The 18,929-nt window shown below is 72.9% G+C and carries 13 protein-coding genes; 6 read left to right on the forward strand and 7 right to left on the reverse strand.

Annotation, left to right across the window (positions count from 1 at the left end; genetic code table 11):
* Positions 1-28: 28 nt before the first annotated feature.
* From ABD652_RS00460 to ABD652_RS00475, 4 genes are all read right to left on the reverse strand, one after another.
* Complete coding sequence (locus ABD652_RS00460) at positions 29-1,627, reverse strand: peptide chain release factor 3 (protein WP_344717219.1); 1,599 nt, start codon at positions 1,625-1,627, stop codon at positions 29-31.
* A gap of 144 nt (positions 1,628-1,771) precedes the next feature.
* Entirely contained in the window at positions 1,772-3,763 is a 1,992-nt protein-coding gene (locus ABD652_RS00465) for an aconitate hydratase (protein WP_344717220.1), read from the reverse strand.
* A 119-nt stretch (positions 3,764-3,882) separates the two neighbouring features.
* A complete protein-coding gene (gene menD / locus ABD652_RS00470; protein WP_344717221.1) occupies positions 3,883-5,811 on the reverse strand; it encodes a 2-succinyl-5-enolpyruvyl-6-hydroxy-3-cyclohexene-1-carboxylic-acid synthase in 1,929 nt (642 codons plus the stop codon).
* A 46-nt stretch (positions 5,812-5,857) separates the two neighbouring features.
* The gene (locus ABD652_RS00475; protein WP_344717222.1) at positions 5,858-6,949 is read right to left on the reverse strand and encodes an o-succinylbenzoate synthase; all 1,092 of its coding nucleotides are present in this window, start codon (positions 6,947-6,949) and stop codon (positions 5,858-5,860) included.
* Between the two features lie 284 nt (positions 6,950-7,233).
* Between ABD652_RS00475 and ABD652_RS00480 the strand changes: the two genes are divergently transcribed.
* The gene (locus tag ABD652_RS00480) at positions 7,234-8,235 is read left to right on the forward strand and encodes a phosphatase PAP2 family protein (RefSeq protein WP_344717223.1); all 1,002 of its coding nucleotides are present in this window, start codon (positions 7,234-7,236) and stop codon (positions 8,233-8,235) included.
* Positions 8,236-8,251: 16 nt separating this feature from the next.
* Here ABD652_RS00480 and ABD652_RS00485 read toward each other — a convergent pair whose 3' ends face one another.
* Positions 8,252-8,974, reverse strand: coding sequence for an MBL fold metallo-hydrolase (locus ABD652_RS00485; protein ID WP_344717224.1), 723 nt, complete (start codon positions 8,972-8,974; stop codon positions 8,252-8,254).
* 189 nt (positions 8,975-9,163) lie between these two features.
* On the reverse strand, positions 9,164-11,485 hold the full coding sequence (locus ABD652_RS00490; RefSeq protein ID WP_344717225.1) for a rhamnogalacturonan lyase: 2,322 nt from the start codon (positions 11,483-11,485) through the stop codon (positions 9,164-9,166).
* 231 nt (positions 11,486-11,716) lie between these two features.
* Here ABD652_RS00490 and ABD652_RS00495 point away from each other — a divergent pair, with 231 nt between their 5' ends.
* The 3 genes from ABD652_RS00495 (at position 11,717) to ABD652_RS00505 (ending at position 15,315) form a co-directional block, all read left to right on the forward strand.
* Positions 11,717-13,198 (forward strand): alanine/glycine:cation symporter family protein, encoded by a 1,482-nt coding sequence (locus tag ABD652_RS00495; RefSeq protein ID WP_344717226.1) that lies wholly within the window; start codon positions 11,717-11,719, stop codon positions 13,196-13,198.
* 176 nt (positions 13,199-13,374) lie between these two features.
* Positions 13,375-14,484 carry a fatty acid desaturase family protein gene (locus ABD652_RS00500; protein ID WP_344717227.1) on the forward strand — a complete coding sequence of 370 codons (1,110 nt, stop codon included), beginning with the start codon at positions 13,375-13,377 and terminating at the stop codon, positions 14,482-14,484.
* 162 nt (positions 14,485-14,646) lie between these two features.
* The gene (locus ABD652_RS00505; protein WP_344717228.1) at positions 14,647-15,315 is read left to right on the forward strand and encodes an SAM-dependent methyltransferase; all 669 of its coding nucleotides are present in this window, start codon (positions 14,647-14,649) and stop codon (positions 15,313-15,315) included.
* A gap of 156 nt (positions 15,316-15,471) precedes the next feature.
* On the opposite strand, the gene ABD652_RS00510 is transcribed toward ABD652_RS00505, so the two are convergent.
* Positions 15,472-17,391, reverse strand: a complete 1,920-nt coding sequence (locus ABD652_RS00510) for a sensor histidine kinase (protein WP_344717229.1) — start codon at positions 17,389-17,391, stop codon at positions 15,472-15,474.
* A gap of 106 nt (positions 17,392-17,497) precedes the next feature.
* Here ABD652_RS00510 and ABD652_RS00515 point away from each other — a divergent pair, with 106 nt between their 5' ends.
* Together ABD652_RS00515 and ABD652_RS00520 are read left to right on the forward strand one after the other, a co-directional pair.
* A complete protein-coding gene (locus tag ABD652_RS00515) occupies positions 17,498-18,232 on the forward strand; it encodes a response regulator (RefSeq protein WP_344717230.1) in 735 nt (244 codons plus the stop codon).
* Between the two features lie 173 nt (positions 18,233-18,405).
* Entirely contained in the window at positions 18,406-18,921 is a 516-nt protein-coding gene (locus ABD652_RS00520; protein ID WP_344717231.1) for a DinB family protein, read from the forward strand.
* Positions 18,922-18,929 lie beyond the last annotated feature (8 nt).

Raw genomic sequence — 18,929 nt, forward strand, 5'->3', positions numbered from 1 at the left:
CGGCAAGGCCCCGGTCCTCGCTCCTCCCTCAGGCGGCGACCAGCGGCTCCAGGGTGAGTCCTTCGCGGGTGCGCTCCACGCCGCGGACGTGCCAGCGGTCGCGGAAGAGCGCGAGCAGCTCGCCGTCGCCGCGCCGCAGCACCTCCACCCCGCCGATGGCCTCCAGCGCCGCGGCGGACTCCTCGTCGGTGCGCCGGGCGATGCCGTACGGCAGCGTCTCCCAGCGCGGGGCGGAGCGGAACTCGTGGGTCAGCCGGTGCTCGACGACGTCGAACTGCATCGTGCCGACGGCCGCCAGCACCGGGATCTCCTCGCCGCGACGCTCGGAGCGCAGCACCTGGACCACGCCCTCGGACTCGAGCTGCTCCATCCCGCGGCGGAACTGCTTGGTCCGGCCGCGGTCGGCCGGCGTGGCCACGGCGAAGTGCTCGGGGGCGAAGCGCGGCAGGCCGGGGAACTCCACCGGAGGCGCCTCATAGAGCGTGTCGCCGATGGTCAGCGCCGAGGCGTTGACCAGGCCGACGACGTCCCCCGGATACGCCAGATCGGTGAGGTCCCGGTCGCGGCCGAAGGACAGATGGGCGTACTTCATCGCGAAGGGTTTGCCGGTCCGCGCCGTCGTCGCCGTCATGCCGCGCCGGAACACGCCGGAGCAGACGCGGATGAAGGCCAGTCGGTCCCGGTGGGCCGGATCCATGCCGGCCTGCACTTTGAAGGTGAACGCGCTGAAGGGCTCGTCCAGCGCCCGGTCCCGACCGGCGACGTCGGGGCGGGGCGCCGGCGACGGGGCCAGCTCGACCAGGGCGTCGAGGATGCGCGGGACCCCGATGTGCCGCACGGCGGCGGCGAAGAGCACCGGAGAGGTGATCCCCTCCTGGAAGGTCTCGCGGTCCAGGTCGGCCCCGGAGGCCGACAGCAGCTCGGACTCTTCGACCGACTGCTCCCAGCCGTCGACGTCGGCTCCAGCGGCCTCGTCGGGCGTGCGGATCTGCTCGCGGGCGAGGTGGCGGCCGCCGGCGGAGGGCTCGACGGTGACGAGCTCGCCGCTGCGGCGATCCAGGAACCCGCCGAACTCTCCGGCGATGCCGACCGGCCAGGTCAGCGGAGTCGGCTCCAGTCCGGTCTGTTCGCGGATCTCGTCCATCAGCTCCAGCGCCTCGCGGCCCGGACGGTCCCATTTGTTGATCACGGTGATGATCGGGATGCCCCGATGCCGGCAGACGGCGAAGAGCTTCATCGTCTGCGGCTCGAGTCCCTTGGCCGCATCGACCAGCATGACCGCGGCGTCGACGGCGGCGAGCACCCGGTAGGTGTCCTCGGAGAAGTCGGCGTGGCCCGGGGTGTCCAGCAGGTTGAGGATCGTCCCCCGGTGCTCCAGCTGCATCGACGCCGAGGTCACCGAGATCCCGCGCTCCTGCTCCATGGACATCCAGTCGGAGACCGTGCTGCCGCGGTCTCCCTTGCCGTGGATATGGCCGGCCTCCTGCACGGCGCCGCAGTGCAGGGCCAGCGACTCGGTGAGCGTGGACTTGCCGGCGTCGGGGTGGCTGATGATCGCGAAGGTCCGCCGCCGCGCGGCCTCCTGGGCCGGGTCTGCGGCGTTCTCCGTGTGCGGGTCGGGCGGCATGTCGCTCCTGATCGTCGGGACGGGTGCTGCGGTGCGGCGTGCCCGGGGACGAGCACCGCCCCGGGAAACTTACCCCAGCGTCCGAATCTGTCCCAGCGACGGGAAGGACTGCGCGGGCGGGGCCTCCTGTCCGGTGCCGCGGGCTCACCCTTCCGCGGCGGCGCGCTGGGCGATCCGCCCGCCGGCGAGGACCATCTCCACCTGCCGCGCGGAGAGCCGATGGTGCAGCGTGACCTGGTGCTCGCCGTCGTCGCCGACCACTGTGGCCGGCACTTCGGTGCCGGCGCGCAGGGCGTCGTGGATGCCGCGCAGCCGCAGCCGTCCGCCCTGGGCGGCGGCCCGGTAGGCGGCGTCGTCGCACTCCAGGGCGAGGACGCCGAAGTTCGCCAGGTTCTGCCAGTGGATGCGGGCGAAGGACTTCGCCACGACCACGCGCAGCCCCAGATGCCGCGGGGCGATCACCGCGTGCTCGCGGGAGGAGCCCTGCCCGTAGTTCTCCCCGCCGACGATCGCGTGCCCGCCCTCGGCGGCCCAGGCGCGGTCCGGGTAGGTGTCGTCGACCTGGATGTAGACGAACTCGCTGATCTTGGGGATGTTGCTGCGGTAGGGCAGCACGCGGGAGCCGGCGGGCATGATCTCGTCGGTGGAGACGTCGTCGCCGACTGTCAGCAGCACCGGCACGTCCAGCGCGTCGGGCAGCGGGTCGAACTCCGGCAGCGTGCTGATGTTGCTGCCCTTGACCAGCTCGACCTCACGAGCCTCCTCGACCGGCAGCGGGGCGATGAGCATGTCCGGGTCGACCTTCGGGTCCTCGGGCATCCGCGGCACCGGGCAGCTGAGGCCGAGCTGATCCTCCAGCGTGCGCGGATCGGTGATGCGGCCGGTCAGCGCCGAGGCCGCCGCCGTCTCCGGCGAGCACAGCCAGACCGAGTCCTCGTCGGTGCCGGAGCGTCCGGGGAAGTTCCGCGGCATGGTGCGCAGGCTGTTGCGCCCCACCGCCGGAGCCTGGCCCATGCCGATGCAGCCCATGCAGCCGGACTGGTGGATGCGCCCGCCGGAGGAGATCAGATCCGTCAGCCAGCCGCCGCGGACCATGTCGGCGAGGATCTCCCGGGAGGTGGGATTGATGTCCAGCGAGATGCGCTGGTCGACGTGCCGGCCGTGCAGGATCTCGGCGACGACGGCGAAGTCCCGCAGCCCCGGGTTCGCCGAGGAGCCGACGACGACCTGGTGGACCTCCTCGCCGGCGACCTCCCGGACCGGGGTGACGTTGCCGGGCGACGACGGCGCGGCGATCAGCGGCTCGAGACTCGACAGGTCGATGTGCTCGGTGACGTCGTAGGACGCGCCGTCGTCGGCGACCAGCAGGGTGAACTGATCCTCGCGGCCGCGCTCGGCGAGGAAGCGGCGGACCTCGTCGTCGGCCGGGAAGACGCTGGTGGTGGCCCCCAGCTCGGCGCCCATGTTGGCGATGACGTGGCGGTCCATCGCCGTCAGCGAGCGCAGCCCCTCGCCGTGGTACTCGATGATGCGTCCGGAGCCGCCCTTGACCCCGTGGCGGCGCAGCATCTCCAGGATCACGTCCTTCGCCGAGGTCCAGGCCGGCAGCTCGCCGGTGAGCTCCACGCCCCAGATCTCGGGCATGGAGACGTACAGCGGATCGCCGGCCATGGCCATGGCGACCTCCAGGCCGCCGACGCCGATCGCCAGCATGCCCATCGCCCCGGCGGCGCAGGTGTGCGAGTCCGAGCCGACCATCGTCGCCCCGGGCCGGCCGAAGTGCGCCTGATGGACCGGGTGCGAGACTCCGTTGCCGGCCGCGGAGAACCAGAGCCCGTAGCGGCGGGCGGCCGACTGCAGGAAGAGGTGGTCCTCGGGGTTCTTCTCGTCGGTCTGCAGCAGATTGTGGTCCACGTACTGCACGGAGTGCTCGGTGCGCACCCGGTCCAGACCGAGGGCCTCGAGCTCCAGCATCACCAGCGTGCCGGTGGCGTCCTGGGTCAGCGTCTGATCGATGCCGACGGCGATCTCCTCGCCGGGCTCCATGCGTCCGCCGACCAGATGGTCGGCGAGCAGCTTCTGCGCCACGGTCCGCGGCGCGGAGCCGGCGGACGGGTCGGGGGCTGACAGGGGCATGACTGACCTCCACGGTGTGCGTCTCGGGTGCGGACGTCCTGCGTCGAGGATGTCCCCGCAGGCGCCGACGGGACAAGGTCCGGCGGCCTGACCTCCGGGGATGAGGCGTCGCAGGACGCTCAGTCGGCGACGACGGCGGCCAGCCGCGCGTGCAGGTCCCGCAGCCCGGTCCGGTCGGTGCGGACCTCGACCACCCGCAGTCCGACCCGGTCGTCCGGGTGGGCCAGGGCGGCGTCGAGCTGGTCGAGGTCCGTCACCAGCCGGTGCTCGACGCCGTGGCCGGCGGCCAGGGCCTGCAGGTCCGCGGTCTGCGGGGTGCCGAAGAGCCGCTCGACCTGGGCCGCCCGCCCGGACCGGCGGCCGACCTCGCCGTGCTCGAGCTGGTCGAAGATCGCTCCGCCGCCGTCGTTGAGCACGACGACGTCCACACTGGGCGCCTGCTCCCCGGAGGGGATGAGCAGCGCGTTGAGGTCGTGCAGGAAGGTCAGGTCCCCGACCAGCGCCGTGACCCGCCGGTCGCGGGCGATCGCGATCCCGGAGGCGGCCGAGACGTTGCCGTCGATGCCGGAGAGTCCGCGCAGCGCCCGGATCGGCCCGCGCCCGGCGGAGGCGTCCATCGCCGCAGCGCCCGGCCCCGCCCCCAGCACTCCGCCGAGGTCGGCGGCCAGGTCCACGTCGCGGATCACCGAGGACGACCCCAGCAGCAGCGGCGTCCGCACCCGCTCGGCGACGGCGGCCGCCGTCCGCACCGAGGTCAGCCGCGGCTCGGCCTCGAGGATCGCGCGCATCCGGCGCAGCGCCGTCGTGCCCGCGGCCGCCCAGGCGTCGCGCCAGCCCTCCGGCGCGCTGCCGAGGAACCGGCGCACCGCATCGAGGTCGGCTTCCGTCCGGCGGGGCAGTCGCTCGTCGCTCCAGGGCAGCGGCGCCGGCGCGTACTGGAGGACCTCGACGTCGGCGCGGCGCAGCAGCTGCTGCACCGGCCGGGAGAGCGTCGGTCGTCCGGCGACGACGACCCGGCGGATCCGGCGCGCCAGCTCCCCCGTCGACGCGTCCTCCGGCGCCTGCAGCAGCATCCGGTGGGCGGGCACCGCGCCGTCGACGGCGGCGGTGCGTGCGTCGAAGGCGCCGCTGGTCGGCTCGGCGAGCACCGGCTGGCCGAGCTCGGCGGCGAGGGTGAAGGTCTCGGGCGGAGCGTCGTGGCCCATCACGACCACGGAGGGGACTCCGGCGTCGAGCTGCTGCGCGGCGGCCAGGCCGCGACGGATCTGCTCGCGGGCGGCCTGCCGCTCCTCCTCGCCGAGACGGCCGAGCAGCTCCTGGCTGTGCAGCTGCTCGAGCGGCCGGCCGGCGTCGCGGTGCATCCGCCGGCGCTGGGACTCGTCGAGGATCGGCCGACGCGCCCAGCGCTGCTGGGCGGGGTCGGATCCGCCGTCGAGATCCTGCGGCACCAGCGGGTCGGCGAAGCCGATGTTCAGATGCACCGGCCCCGGCCCGCCCCCGCGGGCCTCGACGGCCTGCCGCATCAGCAGCGCGACCTGGGTCTCGGCGGAGAGCATGTCGTCGCGGGACTCGGGCTCCAGCCGGGTCTCGGACTGCTCCAGGTGGATCTCGTCGCGCACCCGGGAGGCGAACATGCCCTGCTGCCAGGTGGTCTGGTTGGCGCCGGTGCCGTGCAGCTCCTCCGGCCGGTCGGCGGTGATCGCGACCAGCGGGACCCCGGCCAGGTCGGCCTCCATCATCGCCGGCAGCAGTTCGCCGGTCGCGGTGCCGGAGGTGGTGACCACTCCGACCGGCGCGCCCGAGTCCATCGCGATCCCCAGCGCGGTGAAGGCCGCCGAGCGCTCGTCGATGCGCACATGCACCCGCAGCGCGCCGAGGTCCTCGGCCTCGGCGAGCGCGTAGGCCAGCGGCGCGGAGCGGGACCCCGGGGCGAGGACCACGTGCCGCATGCTCAGGCTCAGCCCGCGGACCACTCGACGGGCCAGCCGCAGCGAGACGGCGTCCTGGGAGTCGTCGAATTCGCGGAAGGGCCGCCGGGAGGAATCCATGGCCCCAATCCTATGTCCGCGCCCGCCGTCCGCTCCGCCCCTCGGATCAGCCTCCGGCCAGACCGGCATGCGCGGCCTGCAGCCGACGGCGCCAGCGCGCCTGGCCGGCGGCGTCGAGCCGGTGGGCGGCGAGCAGGCGCTCGTCCGGCGCCGGGGCGCGCACTGTGCCGGCGGCCGTGGCCGCGCCGTCGACGTCCTGCGGCACGTCCAGGCCGCCGTCGGCGGGGATCAGCGGCGCGGCGACGACGTCGGAGGCCAGCAGCGCGGCCGTGCCCAGCCCGCAGGCCCGCGGCGTCTCCAGCCGCGAGGCCAGGGCGAGGCCGGCGGCGAGGCCGATCGAGGTGTCCAGCGCGGAGGAGACCACCGCCTGGAGCCCGGAGGCGCGGACCACCGCCAGCGCGCGCTCGATCCCGCCGAGCGGGGCGACTTTGACCACGATGAGGTCGGCGGCGCCGAGCCGGGCGACCCGCAGCGGGTCCTCGGCCTTGCGCACGGCCTCGTCGGCGGCGATCGGCACCGTCATCCCGCGATGATGCAGCGTCTCGCGCAGCGCGGCGAGCGGCTCGATGCCGGCCACCGGCTGCTCGAGGTACTCCAGCCGGTCTCCGGCGACGTCGGCGAGCGCCTCGGCGCCGGCCAGCGCCTGCGCCCGGGTCCAGGCGCCGTTGGCGTCGGCGCGCAGCATCGCCCGCGGCACCAGGCGACGCACTTCGGCGAGGCGGGCGACGTCGTCGTCGAGGCTCTGGCCCGCCTCGGCGACTTTCACCTTCACCGCCGGGATGCGATCCAGGTCGCCGAAGCCGCGCAGCACCGCCTCGACCTGCTCGGGGCCGACGGCCGGCATCGTCGCGTTGATCGGGATCCGGGGCCGCCCGACGGCGCCGAGCCCGCGCCATCCGGCCTCGACCGCGGCGGCGAGCCAGGAGGCGGTCTCCGGCGCCTCGTACTCGCCGAAGGGGGCGAACTCGGCCCAGCCGGCCGGGCCGCGCAGCAGCATCGCCTCGCGCACGGTCTGGCCGCGGAAGCGGGTGCGCATCGGCAGCGCGACGGCGACGGCGGAGGCGAGCAGCTCCTCGACCGGCGGCAGGGCGAGCAGCTCGTCCGCGGCGGATCCGGGCAGCGGCGGGATCTCGGACATGCCCCGAGTCTAGGTGTCCTGCGTCAGGACGTCGCCGACGCCGCCCGGCCCGTCGGCGCCCGCTCACCCCGCCTCCCGGCCCCCTCGGCCCCCGCTCACCCCGCCGCCCGCCTCATCGAGTGGTCATCTCTGACGGCATCTCGCGCGGTGTGATCGGTCTCTCCGGCGGAGATCCCGTCAGGAGTGGCCACTCAGCGCGCGGGGAGCCGGCGCGACGCCTGCGACCGACCCGCGAGGCGCCGCCGATCGGCCTGTCGGCGGTGAGGAGCTGAGATACTGAGGACATGTCCGACGCGCACTCCCCTCGCCCGCGCACGCCGGCCCGCCGCACCTGGCTCTGGGCCGCCGGCGTCGTCGTCTGCGCCCTGGTCCTGCTGGCCGTGCACGAGTTCTTCCTGCGCTCGACGGACGGGCGCTGGCTGGAGCAGGCTCTGCTGGAATCGCGCTACGCCGCCATCACCGTCGGCCCGATGCAGGAGTCCACGCTCTTCGACCTGCTCAGCTCCGTGCCGCTGGCGGTGCTGGCGCTCGCCGGACTGATCTTCGTGGTCACCGTGCTGGCGCGCCGCCGCTTCGCCGCCGCGGGGATCGCCCTGGGCACCTTCCTGGGCGCGAACATCACCACCCAGGCGATGAAGACGCTGCTCGTCCGGCACGAGCCCGAGGGGATGCCGATGTCGAACGCCGCCATGCACGAATGGTGGTGGGCCCCGGACGTGACGTCCTTCCCCTCGGGCCACGCCACGCTCGCCGCCGGAGCCGCCGTCGCCGTGTTCCTGGTGGTCGGTCCGCGGCAGCGCCCGATCGTCGGGCTGTTCACCGGGCTGCTCGCCGTCGTCTCCGGCGCCGCGATCTTCCTGACCGGGCACTTCGCCTCCGACATCATCGCCGCATATCTGGTGGTCGCGATCTGGGGACTGCTCGGCGGCTGGCTGGTGATGCGGCTGGGCGAGTCCTGGAACACGCTGACCACCGAGCAGCACACGCCGGTGGGGGCCGGGGCCGGGCTGGCCTGGTTCCTGGGGATCATCCTCACTGCGGCGGCGCTGCTCGCCGTGCTCTTCGCCGGCGGCTGGGACGCGATCCGCCAGGCCGCCGAGGACCCCAGCGGCTGGCACTGGGTCGCCGGCACGCTGCTGCCGGTGGGCCCGGGGATGCTGCTCTGCGGCGCCGGGATCAGCTTCTTCGACGCCGAGACGGGGCGTCGCCATCCCGGCGAGCCGCTGCGCACGACGCAGCAGACGTATCAGGTGCCGCCGCAGTTCGGGCACCTCTACGAGGCCTGAGCGCGACCCGCCCGGGTCAGTGGCCCGAGCGCATCCGGGTGATCAGCTCCCGGGACTCCTCCGGGCCGTAGGGGATGATCGGGATCGCCTTGGTCGCGTCGCCGACGGCCTCGCGGATCGCGTCCCGGGAGAGCTGGTGGCCCTGCTGCATGCGACGGCGCATCGCGGCGACGAACTCGGCGTCCACAGGCCGCCCGTGGCCCGGCACGACGATCGCACCCTCGCCGGCCGCCGCGCGGATGCGCCCCAGCGTGCGCACCCAGTCCTGCGGATAGGAATCGCGGAAGCGCGGGTCGGTGCCCTCGCGCACCAGGTCGCCGCAGAACAGCACGTCCGGGACCTCGTCGCCCGCGGCCTCTCCGGAGTCCTCTCCCCCGGCGACGCCGATCACCAGGTCCGCGGCGGTGTGCCCGCGGCCGAGATGCTCGACGTGGACGACGACGCCGCCCAGGTCCAGACGCAGCGGCTCGTCGCCGACGGTGCGGGTCGCCTCCGCCACGCCGGCGTCGCGGTGGGCGATGATCTCCGCGCCGCGGGCGGCCAGCGTGGGCACTGCGCCGGTGTGGTCGGCGTGCCCGTGGGTGCACACCACGGTCAGCGGCGCCTCGGTGATCGCGGCGACGGCGGCCAGCAGCGGCTCGACGTCGCCGTCGGCGGATCCGGGGTCGACCAACACGGCATGATGCGCGCCGACGACCAGCCCGACGTTCAGCGGAGCGACTCCGTCGACGGCGGCCATGAACGCATGGCCTCCCAGTCGGACGAACACAGGGGCAGCTGCGGATGCGGCGTCGTCGCCGGACATTCGGATCACCTTCCTCACCGAGCGGGTGACCTCATTGTGCCCCCGATCCGCCGCGGACCGCAGGCGGCACCACCGGCGAGCCGGTGATCCGCCCGAGGACGCCGATCACTCCATTCACTCCGATCACTCCGATCCCGGCGGCACCTGCTTCCAGTCGATGTCGGAGCCCAGGTGGAAGCTGGTGTAGGCCGGCTGGTTGTAGGAGGTCTGCTGACGCGCCACTCCGGCGCGGTACTGCGGGTCGTGCATCAGCGTGTACAGCCGCCGGTCGGAGTCCTCCGTGCTGGTGTAGAGCCGCAGCGCCGAGGAGTCCTCAGTGCGCACGATCATCTCTTCGCGCCAGTCGCCGAGCACATCGGCCACCAGAGACGGGTTGCCCTTGGTGCCGTTGTTCGTCAGCGTGCCCTCGGCGGAGAACACCGTGCCGTCGGTCCAGTCGACGATCTCCGGGGTCTGCCGCCGGTCGCCGGTGTCGACGCCGGTGATCAGCTGGGTGGTCATGTCCGGGCTCCAGCGGATGGACATGTTCGTCGAGGGCGTCGCGTCGCCGAGATGCTCGCCGTCGACGCTGAACAGCCCCGTGGGGTCCGGCCCGTCCGAGCCGGAGGTCCAGGCCTCGAAGCCGGGACGGTCCGGGTCGATGTCGCCGACCATGCCGCGGCCGGTGTCCACGCCGGTGTAGCCGCCCCAGAGCACCTCGCCGTCCTCGGCGGCGCGCATCACGTAGCCGTAGGGCGCCCATTCACTGCCCTCGTGGACGGTGAAGATCTCCAGTCCGTCGCGGTTCGGGTCGAAGTCGCCGACGTGCTGGGCGTCGCCGTGGCCGAGCGGGGCCGTCTCGCCGGCGATCTCGCTCTCCGGATGCCCTTCGGCGGCGGTCGAGTAGAGCAGCGAGCCGTCGTCGTCGAGCGTGACGCCGCCGTAGACGATCTCGTGGCGACCGTCGTCGTCGACGTCGGCGGTGGACAGCGTGTGGAAGCCCTGCCCGGCCAGCTCGGCGTGCGCGGCGTTCCGACCGGGCTTGCCGTGCGGCGAGGCGTCGAAGGGGTTGTCCATCTCCACGTGGCCGGAGTCGGCGAGCCAGCGGGTGCTGATCTGTTCGCCGTCGAAGTCGTAGGCGGCCACCGCCGCGCGGGTGTAGTAGCCGCGGGCGAAGATCGCCGAGGGGCCCTGCCCGTCGAGGTGGGCGACGCCGGAGAGGAAGCGGTCGACGCGGTTGCCCGGCTCGATCCGCGACATCGCGTAGTCGCCCCACATCAGCCCGTCGTCGCCGCGGGCCGGCTGGTAGTCGACGGTGTCGAGCTCGGCGCCGGTGGCGCCGTCGAAGACGGTCAGATACTCCGGCCCGTCCAGGACGAAGCCCTCGAAGCTGCGCAGGTCGTTGCGCTCCGAGCGCGACGGCGCGTACTCGTCGACGAAGTAGTCGGCCAGGTCCTCGGCCGCGCTGCGCGTCAGCGGGTACTCGTGGCGCTGCTCGATCCCGAAGGCCTCCTCCAGCGTGGCCGGCCAGGTGCCGTCGACCACCTCGGGGTGCTCGTCCCAGGCCTGGAACATCTCCACCAGGTGGTCGTAGTACTCCTCGGCGCTGAGCCGGTGGTCGTCGTCATGGGTCACCCCGGCGGCGACGTCGTCGGCCGGCAGCGAGATGGGCGCGGACTCGCCCGGCTCGCCGTCCTCGGCGGCCGCGGAGCTGGTACCCGGGGCCGTCTTGAGCATGATCTCGCTGGTGCCGTCGTCGTCGAAGTCCTGCACCAGGAACTGGGTGTAGTGCGCGCCGGCGCGGATGTTCGGTCCCAGGTCGATGCGATTCAGCAGCTCGCCCTCGGCGGTGTAGGTGTCCACATACACCGGGCCGGTGTAGCCGACCTGGGAGACGTCCTTGGAGTTGGTGGGATCCCACTTGACCACGTACTCGTAGGAGCCGTCGCCGGTGACGTCGCCGACGCTGACGTCGTTGGCGGTGTAGCCGTACTCCTCGCCGGCGGGGGTGGTGCCGCCGGCCGGCTTGGACAGCGGGATGTCGTGGTGGCCCTCGGCCCAGACCTCGGCCTCGCCGACGGGCCCGCCGCCGCGCACCGGGCGCACAGTGTAGGTCGAGGCGGCGTCGCCGGCGGCGTCGCGGTAGTCGGTGCTGTCGGTGACGGTGGCGATCTTCTCGCCGTCGCGCAGCACGTGGAAGGCCGGGCCCTTCACTCCGTGGCCGGTGCTGCCGGCGGACTCCTCCCCCAGCAGCCGCCAGCTCAGGTGCACTCCGTCCTCGACGGCGACGGCGACCAGGCCGCGGTCCAGCTCCTCGAGCTGGACGTCGCCGCCGGCGCCGGCGGTCGACGCCGCGCTGCCCGGCGGGGCGGCCGCCGCGGCTCCGCCGCCGAGGCCGGCGACGGCCAGCGAGGCCGCGCAGACTCCGGCGAACAGGGTCGTGCGAGCAGGTCGTCGGTGCTGCATGGAGGTCCCCCTCGGGTCTCGATGATCTGCATGATCTGCATCGATTGCTGTGACACCGATCACTGTATGGTGAAACGATTCACGGGGCAACAGGGACGACGACGATCCGCGTCATGGACGCGATCCCGCGGCGCTGCTCGGCGAGCCGATCCCGCGACGAGCGTCCATCGGACGGCCGCGGGACCTCTGGGATCGCGATGACCTCGGGGTATGCTCCCGGGCACTATGACTATGGACTCTCTCCTCTCGACCATCGGAGACATCGAGACCATCGCCTGGGACTGGCTCGGCATCTGGGTCATCATCGGCGTCGGGATCTATCTGACGATCCGGACCCGCGTGGTGCAGCTGCGCCACATCCCCGGCATGTTCCGGTCGATCGTCGAGAAGGCCGAACGCGACGAGTCCGGACGGGCCCGGTCGCTCTCGGCCTTCCAGGCCTTCACGATCACCGCCTCGGCCCGCGTGGGCACCGGCAACATCGCCGGCGTCGCCGGCGCGATCACCCTCGGCGGGCCGGGTGCGGTGTTCTGGATGTGGGTGATGGCGATCTTCAACTCCGCAGCCTCCTTCGTCGAGTCCACCCTCGCCCAGCTCTACAAGCGCAAGCGCTTCGACACGTTCAAGGGCGGCCCGGCCTACTACATCCAGCAGGGGCTGGGCTCGCGCTCCGGAGGCATCGTCTTCGCGGTGATCTTCATCTTCTGCTTCGCACTGTCCTTCACCTCGCTGCAGGCCAACACCATCGTCGACGCCGTCACCGGCGCCGCCGAATCGATGGGCGCGGAGAACACCACCGGCCTCACCTGGGGCCTGGCCATCGTGCTGACCCTGCTGACCGGCGTGATCGTCGTCGCCGGCCTGCGCAGCGTCGCCCGCGTGGCGCAGAACGTGGTCCCGCTGATGGCCATGCTCTACATCCTGCTCGGCCTGGTCGTGGTGATCCTGAACATCGAGGAGCTGCCGCGGGTGCTCGGCCAGATCTTCGGCGATGCCTTCGACTTCCGCTCGGCGGCCGGAGGCGCCTTCGGTGCGGTGATCATGGCCGGCGTGCAGCGCGGCATGTTCTCCAACGAGGCCGGCATGGGCTCGGTGCCCAACGTCGCCGCCACCGCCGACGTCTCCCATCCGGCCAAGCAGGGTCTGGTGCAGACGCTGGGCGTCTACCTGGACACGCTGATCATCTGCTCGGTGACCGCCTTCATCATCCTCTTCACCTATGAGGATCCCGTCGCGGCGGACGCGAACCTCGGAGCCGAACTCACCCAGGGGGCGCTGGAGTCGAACTTCGGCACCTTCGGCGCCGTCGCCCTGGCGGTGATCATCTTCCTGGTGGCCTTCACCTCCGTGCTGGGCAACTATTCCTACGGCGAGGCGAACATCCTGTTCATCTCCTCCGGAGAGGGCGTGCGCAAGAGCTTCGCTCTGGTGCTGACCGCCGTGGTCTTCCTCGGCTCGGTCATCACCGTGGACCTGGCCTGGGCCATCGCCGGAGTGACGATGGTGATCATCGCGATGTGCAACCTGGTCGCCATCACCCTGCTCGGCGGCAAGGCCTGCAAGCTGCTGCGCCACTTCGAGGACCAGAAGAAGCGCGGGCTGGACCCGATCTTCGTCGACGAGGACCTGCCCGAGCTGACGAACCTGGAGTGCTGGAGCCGCGAGGACATGGCCGGCAGCCTGGCCCGACGCGAGACGACGACCTCGCGCTGAGCCGGACTGTGGCGCCCCGGGCCGGGGCTGGGGACGGGGCCGAGCCGGCTCTGATCAGGCTCTGACCCGGGCGGCGTCGTCGGCGGCGCCCGCGATGGCCCCCCTACTGAAGTAGGGGGTCCATCTGGCTCCGGGGCGGGACGCGGCCTCCGGGACCGCGTCTCTACGGTGAGGCCATGACCACGACCAGCACCGTCGACCGCCCGCGGGAGTCGCTCCGCGCCGACCCCGTCGCGAGCATCCCGCGCAATCGGCAGACCAACGACTTCGCCGCCCTCGCCCGCGAGGTGAAGGACGCCGGACTCATGGACCGCCGGGCCGGCAGCTACGTGCTGCGCACGGCGATCCTCGGCGTCGCCCTGGTCGGCGCGCTGGCGGCGATGATCCTCCTCGGCGACAGCATGTGGCAGCTCGGGCTGGCCGCCGTATTCGGCGTGCTGTTCACCCAGCTGGCCTTCCTCTCCCACGACTCGGCCCACCAGCAGGTCTTCGCCAACGGCCGGCGCAACGAGTGGTTCTCCCGCTTCGTGGGCAACCTGGGCGTGGGACTGAGCTACGGCTGGTGGTCGCGCAAGCACGGACGCCACCACTCCAGCCCCAACACCATCGGCCGCGACGGCGACATCGCCACCGGCGCGCTGGTCTTCGTCCCCGGCGAGAACGAGGGACGCACCGGCTTCATGGGCTGGATCACCCGCCGTCAGGGCTGGCTGTTCTTCCCGCTGCTGACCCTCTTCGCCTTCTCGCTGCACTTCCATGCGGTGCACACGATCCTCACGGATCAGCGGGTGAAGCATCGCCGCGCGGAGGGTGCGCTGATCGCGGTGCGGCTGATCGGCTTCCCCGCGCTGGCGATCATGGTGATGGGCCCCGGCCTGGGCATCGCCTTCCTCGCCGTGCAGCTGGTGGTCTTCGGCGTCTACATGGGCGGCAGCTTCGCGCCGAATCACAAGGGCATGCCGCTGATACCGAAGGACTCCAAGGTCGACTTCCTGCGCCGGCAGGTGATGACCTCGCGCAACATCCGCGGCGGACTGCCGATGGAGTGGGCCATGGGCGGGCTCAACTACCAGATCGAGCACCACCTCTTCCCGCGCATGCCCAGCATGAACCTGCGGAAGGTCCGGCCGATCGTGCGCCGCTTCTGCGCCGAGCGCGAGATCCCCTACACCGAGACCGGGCTGTTCGAGTCCTACGGCATCGTGATCCGCTACCTGCACCGCGTGGGGCTGGGCTACTCGGACCCGATGGAGTGCCCGCTGATGGCCCAGTACCGCGCGCGCTGATCCCGCGGCGGCGGGTTCTTGCCGATCCGGCAAATCGTCCTGCCGACGCGGCACGGACCCGGCAGAGTGGAGAAGTCCCGCCCCGAGGAGAGGACGATCCCCATGCACGACACCACGCCGCACGACGCGTCCCAGCACCCGCCCCACCCCCACGATGACTCCGTGGAAAGCGTGGGAAAGAACGACCATTCCCACACGTCCCACGGAGTCATCCCCGAGGGGGAGACCTGGGATGCGATGTACGGCAGTCGCGAGCAGTACTTCAGCGGCCGGGCCAACGACGCGCTGGTCGCCGAGGCCGCCGAGCTGCCGGCCGGCCATGCGCTCGACGTCGGCTGCGGCGAGGGCGGCGACGCGATCTGGCTGGCCGAGCGCGGCTGGCAGGTCACCGGCGTCGACGTCTCCGCCGTGGCACTGGACCGCGCGAGACAGGCCGCCGACGACGCCGGTCTGGCCGGGCAGATCAGTCTCCGGCGGCTCGACCTCACCGTCGAGGCGCCGACGCCGCGCGCCTATGACCTGGTCAGCGTCCACTACGTCCCGCTGCCGATCGACGACGCCGCGGCCGTCCGCGCACTGGCCGACGCCGTCGCCGTCGGCGGCACGCTGCTGTTCGTCACCCATGATCCCGAAGCGATCGCCCGCCGCGTCCGCGAGGGCAGCACCCGGGCGCCCGATCCGCAGGACTTCCACGGCACCGCCTCGGTCGCCGCGCTGCTCGGCGCGGACTGGGCGATCGAGGTCCACGACTCGCGGCCGCGCTCCCGGCCGGAGCACGTCGAGCGCGACCATCCCGACGACGTCGCGCTGCGCGCCCGCCGGCTGCGCTGAGCCCGGCTTCCACGCCTCCACGCCTCCACCCCCGATGACTCCGCGGGACGTGTGGGAAAGTTCCCGCATTCCCACACGTTCCACAGAGTCATCCCGAGGGAGAGAGGGGCGTCCCGGAAGGCGAGGCCGGGCGCGGCCGGCCCCGCTCCGTCCGGGTCACTCCTCGTCCAGCGGCAGGCTCGCGCGCACGGCGAAGCCGCCGACGTCGGTCGGCCCGGCCTCCACTGAGCCGCCGACCGCTCCGACCCGCTCGCGGATGCCGTGCAGTCCCAGCCCCGCCCCCGGCACGGCCGCGGAGTCGCCGGCCGGGGCGGTGTTGACCACGTCGATGCGCAGTCGGCGTCCCGCCGCGCCGTCCTCGACCCCCGCGACGACGTCGACGCGCGCCCCCGGCCCATGGCGCAGCGCATTGCTCAGCGCCTCCTGGACCAGCCGGTAGGCGGCGATGCCCACCGCCGAGGGCACCTCGGGCAGCTCCTCGACGCCGCGCACGGTGATCGTCGCCCCGGAGGCCCGGGTGGACTCCACCAGCTGGCCGATCTCCTCCACACCCGGCGCCGGCCCGGTGGGCGCGTCGTCGTCGCCGCGCAGGATCCCCAGCAGCATGCGCATCTCGGAGAGCGCCCGGCGGCTGGAGCGGGCGATCTCGGCGAACTCCTCGCGGGCCTCCTCCCCGAGCGAAGGATGCCGATACGGGGCCGTGGAGGCCTGGACGCTGACCACTGACATGCTGTGGGCGACGACGTCATGCAGCTCGCGCGCGATGCGGTTGCGCTCCTCCAGCTCACGCCGCCGCCGGGTCTGCTGGGCGCTGGTGCGCTCCGAGACCTCCAGCCGCCCGGCATGGAGGATCCACTGGCGGGTCAGGATGCCCAGCACCACCACCGCCGCGCTGACGGCGACGAAGACGGTGGAAGTCGTCACCGAGCCGGCGGGCAGGTCGGGCGCGGCGGCGAGCAGCGTGCCGACGCTGAGCAGGGCGCCGGCGGCCCATCCGCCGGCGGCGCAGAACCAGCGCCGGGTCAGCGCGGCGACCAGCAGCACGGCGCACTGGGTGATCATCGTGGTCACCGGCCACGGCCAGACGCCGACGCCGGCCGACGCGGTGGCCGACATCGTCGCCGCGGAGGCCAGCAGCCCGACGGCGAGGCCGGCCCAGGCACGCCGCAGGGTCAGCAGCAGCGCCGCGCAGTGGAGCACCACCAGCACCATCGCGAGCGCGACGTCGACGGCGTAGAGCGCGCTGGTCAGCGGCCAGCCGACGGCCAGCAGCACCACGGCGCTGAAACTGGTGCCCATCCAGGACCAGGCCGCTGCGGAGAACGAGGCCTGGGTCTCGGCGGCGGAGGGGTCGGCGGCGGCCTCGGCGTCGCCGTCGCCCCCGGAGCGGGCGTCCGCGCCGGCGTCGGCCCTCTCCGTCCGCCGGCGTCGCTCGGAGCCCAGCAGGCTCGTGGCCAGCGCGGCGTCGAAGGCGGCCAGCCCGTGCAGGACCATCGGCAGCGTCACCAGCAGCACGACGCCGAGCAGGAAGTGCGCCCCGGAGTCGAGGGCGTAGCCGGCGAGTTCGCCGGCGGGCACCAGCTCCGGGCGGACGACGGCGAGCAGCGCGAGCAGTCCGCGCTCGCCGGGGACGAAGAGCGACCAGAAGAAGTAGGTCAGCTCCGCCGGCGCGCCGAGGATCCAGATCAGCGCCACGGTGAAGGTGACCAGCCGGGCGGGCAGGGCGATGACCGTCTCGAAGACCAGGTCCAGCCAGCGGCGCGGATCGCCGAGGAGCCGGACCAGCCCGGCGACGCCGGGGCCGCGCGGGCGATACCGCACCGGGGCCGGAGTCGCGCCCCAGAACCGCAGACGGCGACGGGAGAGCTCGGCGAATCCGGAGGCGACGATCAGCGTCAGCGGCAGCAGCAGGGCGCCGACCCAGAGGACCGAGGTCGCCAGGGAGAGCGCGAAGAGGCTGACCAGCAGGCTGAAGCCGAAGATGGCGACGGGCAGGCCGGGCAGCACATAGGCGGCGTCGCGGATCAGCCGGCGCAGCATGCTCGCCGGACCGTCGGCGGGGCGGAGGGTGACCATGGGGTGGAAGTCTGGGCGGTGGGGTCTGATGCTGTCATCACACCACAGAGCCATCCAGGTCGGATACGCGGGAGGGATCGCGGCTCCGGCGCGGTAGCGTGGGAACATGACGCCTGCCCCGCTGCCGCCGCCCTCCGAGGCGTCCGACGGCGTCTCCCCGACGGACCGCTCCGCCGCCGGCTCGCCGGTGCGGGTGCTGATCGTCGACGACCAGTCGATGATCCGCGCCGGCTTCGCCGCGCTGCTCGACGCCCAGGAGGACCTCGCCGTCGTCGAGACCGCCGAGGACGGCGCCGGGATCGTCGACGTCGTGCGTCGCTGCCGCCCCGACGTCGTGCTCATGGACATCCGCATGCCCGGAGTCAACGGGCTGGAGGCGACGCGGCAGCTGTCCCACATGGCCGGCACGCCGCCGCGGATCGTGATGCTGACCACGTTCGACGCCGACGAGTACGTCGTCGACGCGCTGCGCGCCGGGGCCAGCGGGTTCCTGCTCAAGGACGCCACTCCGGAGGAGCTGATCCATGCCGTCCGCGTGGTGGCCGAGGGCGAGGCGCTGCTCTCGCCGAAGGTCACCCGCACGCTGATCGCCGACTACGTGGGCCGCTCGCCGTCGCCGCAGCGGCTGCACCTGCTGGCCGAGCTGACCGACCGCGAACGCGAGATCATGACCGAAGTCGCTCGCGGGATGGCCAACACCGAGATCGCCGAGGCGCTGCATCTGGCCGAGCAGACGGTGAAGACCCACGTCTCGCGGATCCTGACGAAGCTGGGGCTGCGCGACCGGGCCCAGATCGTGGTGATCGCCTACGAGTCGGGGCTGGTCCGCGCCGGGGAGTGAGCTCAGCTCTTGCCCCGGCCCGACGGACTGTGTCACGTTCCGAACGGAGGCGGTCCCGCCCTCCGTGGGCGCGTCACGTCCTCGCCCGGATGTCACATCCGGGCGAGGACGTGACACCACGGCGAGGGCGTGACACGTCGACGACGCAGCACGACGACGGGAGGAGAGACCGCATGGACTCCGTGGAGATCCTGAAGGACGTCGCGCAGCGGCCGCTGGACGAGGCCGAGTCGCTGCGCAGTGCGCTGACGCCGGAGGTGCTGAACGCCCACCCCGACCATGACAACTCGCCGGCCTGGCTGCTGTGGCACGCCGCCCGCGAGATCGACGAGCAGCTCTCCGCGCTGACCGGCGAGGAGCCGGTCTGGACGCGCAGCGGGTTCGAGTCCCGCTTCAGCCTGGGCCTGGACCGGCATGACATGGGCCTGGGCCACAGCGGCGCGCAGGCCCGGGCGGTGCAGATCGACGACGCCGAGTTGCTGCTCGAGCATCTGCGCGCTGTCGTCGAGGCCCAGCTGGCCTACCTGGACACGCTCACCGAGGCCCGGCTCGGCGAGATCATCGACGACCAGTGGGATCCGCCGGTCGCGCGCGGGACCCGGCTGGTGAGCATCTCGCTGGACGCGCTGGCGCATGTCTCCCAGGCCGCCTATGTGGTGGGGATGGAGCCGGCCGCGCGCGAGGGGTGACGACGGCG

It is taken from the genome of Nesterenkonia halobia (assembly GCF_039536005.1).
GTDB classification, from domain to species: domain Bacteria; phylum Actinomycetota; class Actinomycetes; order Actinomycetales; family Micrococcaceae; genus Nesterenkonia; species Nesterenkonia halobia.